Below are 9216 nucleotides of genomic sequence, written 5' to 3'. Positions count from 1 at the left end.
CTGGTTCGCGCCGTAGTCGCCGGACGACTTGGTCGACATGCTCTCGTGCGGAGCGGAGGGGGCTGCTGAGCCGTTCGCGTCCAGGTCGTTCGCTGCGGGTGACGTGGAGTCGTTCGGCTCGTGAGTCATAGCTGTGGAGTTCTCCTCTGACGGTCCGTCGCGACGCGCACGGTGATCTGGAGATCGCCCGCGCGGCGGCGTCACTGCGGTTCGGCGGCCCTCCATTCTACCGCGTGCCGGGTCGATCCGAAGCGCTGGACGGCGATCTGAGGCGCGAAAGATCGGCGGTCGACCGAAAATGCGTCCTCAGCCGTAGGTGTCGCGCGGACCACGCCCTGGAATCGACCTGGGACCCTTTTTCCAGTTCGGGACGTCCGGGCCCTGGAAACGGATCGACGCGATGCCCGCGTCGGGGAAGTTCACGGCGATGTGGTTCATGATCTCGATCCGCATCAGCCGGAGCTGCGTCGACCACGCCGTGGACTCGCAAGCGACCGTCAGCACGCCGTCGACGACGCCCACCGGAGTCGAGTGCTTCGCGGTCTCCTCGCCGGCGATCGCCGTCCACGACGACATCAGGTCGCCCTGCGCCAGCGGCGCCGTCCAGCCGAGCTTCACGGTGAGGGAGTCGAGGACGTCGCCGAGGTCGTGCGGGTCGCGGCCCTTGCCGAACGGGATCGCGTCGCCCTTGGGCTCGGCGCGCTCGACGGTCTTCCGGATGCGGCGCGGGCCGTCGGCGCCGAACACCTCCTTGAGGTGCCGGTAGACGCGGGCGGCCTCGGAGTCGGGGGCGGGGGCGGCGACCCGCGGGGAGACCGGCCGTGATCCCGCTCGGCCGGGTCCCCGACGCGCACGCCTGCTCCCGAGCGGGCTGCCCGCGGACGGCGACGTTCGCGATCGAGTGGCGGAACCCGAGGATCCACGCGGAGGACCGTCGGAAGACCTGGCTGGCCTGCGGCGAGCACCTGGAGTTCCTGCGCGAGTTCCTCCTCGCCCGCGACTTCCCGCTCGAGGTGAAGCCGCTCTACACGGTCGATCGCGGAGCGGAACGATGAGCGGCGACGCGCCCCGTCCCTCCTGGCGCTTCGTCTTCTCGCGACGCTGGTTCGGCTACCTCGCTCTCGCGATCGTCTTCGCCGTCGCCTGCGTGCTGCTCTCGCGCTGGCAGGTCGCGCGGCTCGACCAGGCCGCCTCGACCAACCGGCTGGTCACCGCGAACTGGACCGCCGACCCGGTGGCGCTCGACGGGCTGCTCCCCGCCGACTCCACGTGGGACGACGCGCTCGAGTACCGCCCGGTCGAGGTCACCGGCGTCTACGAGACGCAGGGGCAGACCCTCGTCCGCAACCGGCCCTACAACGGCAACCCCGGCTTCGAGATCCTGACGCCGCTGCGGCTCGACGACGGCAGCGTGTTCGTCGTCGACCGCGGCTGGGTCCCCGTCGGCTCGACCCAGGACTCCCCCGACGCGATCCCCGCGCCGCCCGAGGGGGAGGTGACCGTCGTCGCCCGCCTGAAGCCCGCGGAGGGACGGATCGACGGACGCTCCGCACCGGCCGGCCAGATCGCCACGATCCAGCTCGACGACCTGTCGACGCAGCTGGACGAGCCCCTGCGGACCTCGGCGTACGGCCTGCTGGTCGCCGAGGCGCCGGCGCCGGTCGACGCTCCCCCGCTGGCCGCGATCAAGCCGGTCGCCGACGAGGGCCTGCACATCAGCTACGCCATCCAGTGGGTGCTGTTCGCCGTCATGGGCTTCGGCGGGCTCGGCTGGGCGATCCGCCACGAGTACCGCATCCGCAACGCCGACGACCCCGAGGTCGTCGCGGCCGAGGAGCGGCGCGAGGAGCGCCGCCGACGCCGCGGCCGCAGCGACTCCGAGGTCGAGGACGAGCTGCTCGACGCCCGCTAGGCGAGCGTGATCAGGTCGAGGTAGTCGGCCGCCCAGTGGTCCTCGGTGCCCTCCGGCATGATCAGGACGCGCTCGGGGTTCAGCGCCTCGACGGCTCCCTCGTCGTGGCTGACCAGGACGACCGCGCCCTCGTAGTGCGCGAGCGCGTCGAGGATCTCCTCGCGGCTCGCGGGGTCGAGGTTGTTGGTGGGCTCGTCGAGCAGGAGCACGTTCGCGCCCGAGACCACGATCATCGCCAGGGCGAGACGGGTCTTCTCCCCGCCGGAGAGGACCCCGGCCGGCTTGTGCGAGTCATCGCCGGTGAACAGGAACGAGCCCAGGACCCGGCGGGCCTCGGTCTCGGTGAGGTTCGGGCTGGAGGAGACCATGTTCTCGAGCACCGAGCGCTTGACGTCGATCGTCTCGTGCTCCTGCGCGTAGTAGCCGATCCGGAGGCCGTGCCCGGCCTCGATCACTCCGGTGTCGGGCTGGTCGACGCCGCCCAGGATGCGCAGGAGCGTCGTCTTGCCCGCTCCGTTGAGCCCCAGGATGACGACCTTGGAGCCGCGGTCGATCGCGAGGTCGACGGCGGTGAAGATCTCGAGCGAGCCGTAGCTCTTCGACAGGTTCTGAGCCTGCAGAGGGGTGCGACCGCAGGCGGACGGAGTCGGGAACCGGAGCTTCGCGACGCGGTCGACCGCGCGGACCTCCTCGAGCCCGCTGAGCATGCGCTCGGCACGCGCGACCATCTGGTGCGCCGCTGCGGCCTTCGAGGCCTTCGCGCCGAACTTCGCGGCCTGCAGCTGGAGGGCGCCGGCCTTCTTCTCGACGTTGACCCGCTCCTTCTTGCGGCGCTCCTCGTCGGCGGCGCGCTGGCGCTGGTAGTTCTTCCAGTTCATGTTGTAGACGTCGATGACCTGGCGGTTGGCGTCGAGGTAGAAGACGCGGTTCACGGTCTCGCCGACCAGCTCGATGTCGTGGCTGATCACGATGAAGCCGCCGCGGTAGTTCTTGAGGAACTCGCGGAGCCAGACGACGGAGTCGGCGTCGAGGTGGTTCGTCGGCTCGTCGAGGATCAGCGTGCTCGCGTCGGAGAAGAGGATGCGCGCGAGCTCGATGCGGCGCCGCTGGCCACCGGAGAGCGTCTTGAGCGGCTGGTCGAGGATCCGGTCGGGGAGGTTGAGGTTGCTCGCGATCGACGCGGCCTCCGCCTCAGCCGCGTATCCGCCCAGGGAGAGGAAGCGATCCGTGAGGTTGCCGTACTTCTTCATGCCGGCCTCGCTCACGGAGGTGTCGCTGCTCGACATCGCGACCGTCGCCTCCTGCATGCCGAGCACCAGCTGCCCCAGCCCGCGGGCGTCGAGGATGCGGGTGCGCGCGAGCTCCTCCGGGTCGCCGGAGCGCGGGTCCTGAGGGAGGTAGCCGATCTCGCCGCCGCGGTCGACCGTGCCCTTCGAGGCGATGAGGTCGCCCGCGAGGACCTTGGTCAGCGTCGTCTTCCCCGCCCCGTTGCGGCCGACGAGGCCGACCTTGTCGCCGTCGCCCACCCGGAAGGAGACGTTCTCCATCAGGAGTCGGGCGCCGACTCGGAGTTCGAGGTCGTGCACGCTGAGCACAGTGCTGTCCGTTCCCGCCAAGAAATGGCGTTCGGTTCGGGAGGAGTGGGGCAAGGGGCCGCGATGCGGCAGCCCCCTAGTATATTTCCTGAGCCGCGGGGCGGATCCACGTCCGCTCACCGCGGACGCGCTCGCTCCTCGCTCTCGGGCGACCAGGACTCTCGGAGATCACCCATGTCCCCTTCCTCTTCCGCCCTCCCGCGCCCGGTCCTCGCCGACCGGCTCGTCACCCGCTCCGTCGCGACCGACGCCCTGCTGGTGCTCGCGGGTGCAGGTCTCACCGCAGCGATGGCGCAGCTGTTCATCCCGATGTGGCCGGTCCCCTTCACGGGCCAGACCTTCGCGGTCCTCCTGGTCGGCACGACGCTCGGCGCACTCCGCGGCGCGCTCTCCATGCTCGTGTACGCGCTCGTCGGCGCTCTCGGCGCCCCGGTCTTCACCGAGGGCTCGCACGGCTGGGCGGTCCTCGCGGGTCCCACCGGCGGCTACATCGTCGGCTTCGTCCTCGCGTCGATCGTCACCGGGTGGCTCGCCCAGCGGCAGTGGGACCGTCGCGTCCTCGGCACGCTGGTGACCTTCCTCGCCGGCACCGCCACCATCTACCTCGTCGGCCTGCCCTGGCTGGCCGCCGCCCTCGCCTCGCTGGGGCTGCCCGCCGACCTCGGCTCCGTCCTCTCCGCGGGACTCGTGCCCTTCCTGGTCGGCGACGCGCTCAAGGCGCTGGTCGCCGCCGCGCTGCTCCCCACCACCTGGGCGATGCTCTCGCGCCGCTCGCGCTGAGCGGTCGCACGGACGCCGAAGGGCCGGGAGGACGATTCCTCCCGGCCCTTCGGGCGTCCGGCAGAGGTCGAGCCGCCCGGTCCTCCTGCTCGACCTCGGTGGGCACCTCCACCGACTCGACCGGCGGGGGCGACGACGGCCCCGGACTCCGGAGCCGTCCCGCGCGGCCGTTCCGACTCCACGATGGACTGCGACAGGCTGAAGACGACAGGAACGCCGAAGGGCCGGGAGGACGACTCCTCCCGGCCCTTCGGCGTCGGTGTGCAGCGGCTAGATCGAGAAGCCGAGTGCGCGCATCATGTCGCGCCCGTCCTCGGTGATCCGGTCGGGACCCCACGGCGGCATCCAGACCCAGTTGATCCGGAACGCCTCGACGATGCCGTCGAGCGACTCGGCGGTCTGCTCCTCGAGCACGTCGGTCAGCGGGCAGCCCGCCGAGGTGAGGGTCATGTGGATGACGAGGGCGTCGTTCTCGTCGTCCCAGCCCAGATCGTAGATGAGTCCCAGGTCGACCACGTTGACCCCGAGCTCGGGATCCATCACGTCCTTGAGGGCCTCCTCGACCTGGTCGAAGAGCTTCGGCTCGAGAGTGGTGACCGCCATGATCAGACCGTCGCCGAGGTCAGGAAGCGGTCGTAGCCCTCGTCCTCGAGCCGGGTGGCGAGCTCCTTGCCGCCCTGCTCGGCGACGCGGCCGGCGACGAAGACGTGGACGAAGTCGGGCTGGATGTAGCGCAGGATCCGCGTGTAGTGCGTGATCAGCAGCACGCCGAGACCGGTGCTCTGGTGGGCGCGGTTGACGCCCTCCGACACGATCTTGAGCGCGTCGACGTCCAGGCCGGAGTCGGTCTCGTCGAGGACGGCGAACTGCGGGGCGAGCAGCTCGAGCTGGAGGATCTCGTTGCGCTTCTTCTCACCTCCCGAGAAGCCCTCGTTGACGTTGCGCGCCGCGAAGGACGAGTCCATGCGGAGGTTCGCCATCGCCGACTTGACGTCCTTCGTCCACGTGCGGATCGCGGGCGCCTCGCCGGCGATCGCGGTCTTGGCGGTGCGGAGGAAGTTGGTGTTGGTCACACCGGGGATCTCGACCGGGTACTGCATGGCGAGGAAGAGGCCCGCGCGGGCGCGCTCGTCGACGGACATGTCGAGGACCTCGACGCCGTCGAGGGTGATCGAGCCGCCGTCGACGTGGTACTTCGGGTGTCCCGCGATCGTGTACGCGAGGGTGGACTTGCCGGACCCGTTGGGGCCCATGATCGCGTGGATCTCACCCTGGTTGATGGTGAGATCGACACCGCGGAGGATCTGCTTGGTCCCCTGCTCGGTCTCGACACTGACGTGGAGATCGCTGATCTGGAGAACGGACATTCAGACTTCCTTCGTGACGGTCGGGTCGATGTAGACGTCGCCGTCGATGATCTCGACGACGAAGACGGGGACCGGCTCGTAGGCCGGGAGGTTCAGGGGGGTGCCGGTGCGGAGGGAGAACTGGGAGCCGTGCGCCCAGCACTCGAGGCTGTCGCCCTCGACGAAGCCCTCGGAGAGGGAGATCTCGCCGTGGGTGCAGGTGTCGCCGATGGCGTGGATCTCGCCGGCGGAGTCCTGCACGACCGCGATCGCGACTCCGTCGACCTCGACCCGCATGGCCTGGTTGGGGATCAGCTCGGAGACCGAGCAGATCATCGCGGCGTTGCTCATGCGCTGACCGCCGCTCCGCGGGAGGAGCCGGTCTGGCCGGCGCTCCCGGCGAGCTCCGCCTCGATCGCGAGCTGCAGGCGGTCCTCGAGCTCGGCGACCTTGATCTGCTGCACGATCTCGCTGAGGAACCCGCGCACGACCAGGCGTCGCGCCTCGTCCTCACGGATGCCGCGGGACTGCAGGTAGAAGAGCTGCTCGTCGTCGAAGCGGCCGGTCGCCGAGGCGTGCCCCGCTCCGGCGATGTCACCGGTCTCGATCTCGAGGTTCGGGATGGAGTCGGCGCGCGTGCCGTCCGAGAGGACCAGGTTGCGGTTCTGCTCATAGCTGTCGGTGCCGGTGGCGCTGTTGCGGATCAGGACGTCGCCGATCCAGACGGTGCGCGCGCCCTCGCCCTGCAGCGCGCCCTTGTAGGTCACGCGGCTGCGGGTGTCGGGGGCGTCGTGGTCGACGTACACCTGCTGCTCGAGGTGCTGGCCGCCGTCGGCGAAGTACAGGCCGAAGAGTTCGCCGTCCGCTCCGCGCTCGACGAGGTGCGCCGAGGGGTTCACCCGGACGATGGAGCCGCCGAGGGTGACCACGATGTGCTTCACCTTCGCGTCGCGTCCGACCCGCACGAAGTGGTTGGCCAGGTGCCGGGCGTCATCCGCCCACTCCTGCACGGTGACGACGGTGAGCTGCGCGCCCTCGCCGACGAGGATCTCCACGTTCTCCGCGAGGGAGGCCTCCCCCTCGTTCTGCAGCACGACGACGGCGCGGGCGTAGGGCGCCGCCTCGATGATCGTGTGCGCGGCGCGGGGTGCGGAGCCGAGGCCCGAGCGGACGAGGGTGGCGACCTTCTCGTCCTCGCCCGTCACGCGGACGGCGAGGGCCTTCTCGAAGCTCGACCAGGCGTTCGCGGCGGCGCGGTCCTCGGGGAGGCCGGCGGTGCCGATCCGCTGGTCGTCGCGGCCGACCCACGAGACGTCCACACCGTCCACCGCCGCGTGCTCGAGCGGGGCGGGCGAGCCGTCGAGCGCGCCGTCGATGAGATCGCCGAGGCGGGCGACGGGCGTCAGCTTCCAGGCGATCTCGCGGCCGGTGACGGCCTCGAAGGCCTCGACGTCGGCCGACGCGAAGCGCTCGGAGCGCGTCTGCACGGGCGTGAACGCCCCGTCGGAGTGGGCGCTGACGCCCAGGCGCTCAGCGGCGGCCGCGCCGTCGATCTCGGGGGTCGCGGCGCTCGTGGGGACCGTCATCTGGCGGTGGTTCCTTTCGATGGGTGCGGGGCGCCCCGTCCGGGCGCCCCTTCGAGGGGGGAGGCGGGCGTCAACCGACGCTGCCCTCCATCCCCATCTCGATGAGCTTGTTCAGCTCGAGGGCGTACTCCATGGGCAGCTCGCGCGCGATCGGCTCGATGAAGCCACGGACGATCATGGCCATCGCCTCGTCCTCCGGCAGGCCGCGCGACATCAGGTAGAAGAGCTGCTCCTCGCTGACCTTCGACACCGTCGCCTCGTGGCCGAGCTGCACGTCGTCGACACGGATGTCGATCGCCGGGTAGGTGTCGGAGCGCGAGATGGTGTCGACCAGGAGGGCGTCGCAGCGCACGGTGTTCGCCGAGTGGTGCGCGTTCGCGTCCACCCGGACCTCGCCGCGGTATCCGGCGCGACCGCCGCCGCGGGCGATCGACTTCGAGACGATCGACGACTGCGTGTACGGCGCCATGTGGACCATCTTCGCGCCGGCGTCCTGGTGCTGGCCGGGGCCCGCGAACGCGACGGAGAGGGTCTCGCCCTTCGCGTGCTCGCCGACCAGGAAGATCGACGGGTACTTCATCGTGACCTTCGAGCCGATGTTGCCGTCGATCCACTCCATCGTCGCGCCCTCGTGCGCGATCGCGCGCTTGGTGACGAGGTTGTAGACGTTGTTCGACCAGTTCTGGATCGTCGTGTAGCGCACGCGGGCGTTCTTCTTCACGATGATCTCGACCACGGCCGAGTGCAGCGAGTCCGACTTGTAGATCGGAGCCGTGCAGCCCTCGATGTAGTGGACGTAGCTGTCCTCGTCCGCGATGATCAGGGTCCGCTCGAACTGGCCCATGTTCTCGGTGTTGATCCGGAAGTAGGCCTGCAGCGGGATGTCGACGTGGACGCCCTTGGGGACGTACACGAAGGAGCCGCCGGACCAGACCGCGGTGTTCAGCGCCGCGAACTTGTTGTCGCCCGCGGGGATGACGGTGCCGAAGTACTCCTCGAAGATCTCGGGGTGCTCGCGCAGCGCCGTGTCGGTGTCCATGAAGATGACGCCCTGCTCCTCCAGGTCCTCGCGGATCTGGTGGTAGACGACCTCGGACTCGTACTGGGCCGCGACACCGCCGACGAGGCGCTGGCGCTCCGCCTCCGGGATGCCGAGCTTCTCGTACGTGTTCTTGATGTCGTCCGGGAGGTCGTCCCAGGTCTGCGCCTGCTTCTCGGTGGAGCGGACGAAGTACTTGATGTTGTCGAAGTCGATGTCCGACAGGTCGGCGCCCCACGTCGGCATGGGCTTGCGCTCGAAGAGCTTCAGGGCCTTCATGCGGCGGTCGCGCATCCAGGCGGGCTCGTTCTTGAGCGCGGAGATGTCGGAGACGACCTCGGGCGAGATGCCGCGTCGTGCGGAGGCTCCGGCGGAGTCCGAGTCGGACCAGCCGAACTCGTAGACGCCCAGGCTCTCGAGCTCGGGGCGGTCGATCAGGATGTCTGACATGTGTACCTCGTTTCCTACCCACTGCTAACCGGTCGGGTCCCGGAGTCATTCCCCCGGGGGTGGCCCGCGGGTGCTCTCCGGCCGGTCGCGCGATCGATCTGATGCGCGGAGCGGATGATGTGCGTCCCTGGATTCCGGAGGTGTGCGTCGGCGCTCCATCGGGCCGTGTGCGGATCACGTGCGCAGGGTGCGTCGAACCGTGACCAGCTTCTCATTCTACCGGCGTCCGCCGTTCAGGGGAACCTCCGCACCTGGGTGTCGGCCGGGCACCGGTGACGCGCATCCAGACGCGCATGGCCATACCGGTGTCGGTGGTCCGTGATTCGGTTCCGCCATGACGAACGACGCATCGACCCCGATCCCCGCACGACTCGTGACCGCACTGGTGGGCGCCGGCCTGCCGACCGGACCCGCGCGGGCGTTCGGCCCTCTCGCCCGCGCGATCGCGGCCGACCTCCCGCTGCGGACGCTCCCCCGCGTGCTCCTGCGCCTCCGGCGGCACCTGCTC

General features: G+C 70.1%; 10 protein-coding genes. 3 read left to right on the top strand and 7 right to left on the bottom strand.

The features are described from left to right. Positions 1-306 precede the first annotated feature (306 nt). On the bottom strand, positions 307-747 hold the full coding sequence (locus C5C82_RS12920; RefSeq protein ID WP_104225788.1) for a DUF721 domain-containing protein: 441 nt from the start codon (positions 745-747) through the stop codon (positions 307-309). A 74-nt stretch (positions 748-821) separates the two neighbouring features. On the opposite strand from C5C82_RS12920, the gene C5C82_RS12915 reads away from it, so the two are divergent. Both C5C82_RS12915 and C5C82_RS12910 read left to right on the top strand, forming a co-directional pair. Then, a complete protein-coding gene (locus C5C82_RS12915) occupies positions 822-1055 on the top strand; it encodes a hypothetical protein (RefSeq protein WP_104225286.1) in 234 nt (77 codons plus the stop codon). Then, positions 1052-1912, top strand: a complete 861-nt coding sequence (locus tag C5C82_RS12910) for an SURF1 family protein (protein ID WP_104232631.1) — start codon at positions 1052-1054, stop codon at positions 1910-1912. Before C5C82_RS12915 ends, C5C82_RS12910 begins: the two co-directional genes overlap by 4 nt. On the opposite strand, the gene C5C82_RS12905 is transcribed toward C5C82_RS12910, so the two are convergent. Further along, positions 1909-3507, bottom strand: a complete 1599-nt coding sequence (locus C5C82_RS12905; protein ID WP_104221943.1) for an ABC-F family ATP-binding cassette domain-containing protein — start codon at positions 3505-3507, stop codon at positions 1909-1911. The two genes, C5C82_RS12910 and C5C82_RS12905, sit on opposite strands and share 4 nt — an antisense overlap. Before the next feature lie 174 nt (positions 3508-3681). Between C5C82_RS12905 and C5C82_RS12900 the strand changes: the two genes are divergently transcribed. Next, positions 3682-4287, top strand: a complete 606-nt coding sequence (locus C5C82_RS12900) for a biotin transporter BioY (protein ID WP_104232632.1) — start codon at positions 3682-3684, stop codon at positions 4285-4287. Positions 4288-4557: 270 nt separating this feature from the next. On the opposite strand, the gene C5C82_RS12895 is transcribed toward C5C82_RS12900, so the two are convergent. The 5 genes from C5C82_RS12895 to sufB form a co-directional block, all read right to left on the bottom strand. Continuing rightward, positions 4558-4890, bottom strand: a complete 333-nt coding sequence (locus tag C5C82_RS12895; RefSeq protein WP_104221939.1) for a metal-sulfur cluster assembly factor — start codon at positions 4888-4890, stop codon at positions 4558-4560. 2 nt (positions 4891-4892) lie between these two features. Next, on the bottom strand, positions 4893-5654 hold the full coding sequence (sufC, locus tag C5C82_RS12890) for a Fe-S cluster assembly ATPase SufC (RefSeq protein WP_104221937.1): 762 nt from the start codon (positions 5652-5654) through the stop codon (positions 4893-4895). Continuing rightward, a complete protein-coding gene (locus C5C82_RS12885) occupies positions 5655-5984 on the bottom strand; it encodes a non-heme iron oxygenase ferredoxin subunit (RefSeq protein WP_077222834.1) in 330 nt (109 codons plus the stop codon). Further along, entirely contained in the window at positions 5981-7219 is a 1239-nt protein-coding gene (gene sufD / locus C5C82_RS12880) for a Fe-S cluster assembly protein SufD (protein ID WP_104232633.1), read from the bottom strand. The genes C5C82_RS12885 and sufD overlap by 4 nt, the downstream gene beginning before the upstream one ends. 70 nt (positions 7220-7289) lie before the next feature. Continuing rightward, positions 7290-8708: a Fe-S cluster assembly protein SufB gene (sufB, locus tag C5C82_RS12875; RefSeq protein ID WP_104221933.1), complete on the bottom strand. Its 1419-nt coding sequence runs from the start codon at positions 8706-8708 to the stop codon at positions 7290-7292. Between the last annotated feature and the right edge of the window lie 508 nt (positions 8709-9216).

The sequence above is a fragment of the Rathayibacter sp. AY1D5 genome, assembly GCF_002932515.1.
Lineage (GTDB): Bacteria > Actinomycetota > Actinomycetes > Actinomycetales > Microbacteriaceae > Rathayibacter.
This window is presented reverse-complemented; position numbering and strand designations above follow the sequence as displayed.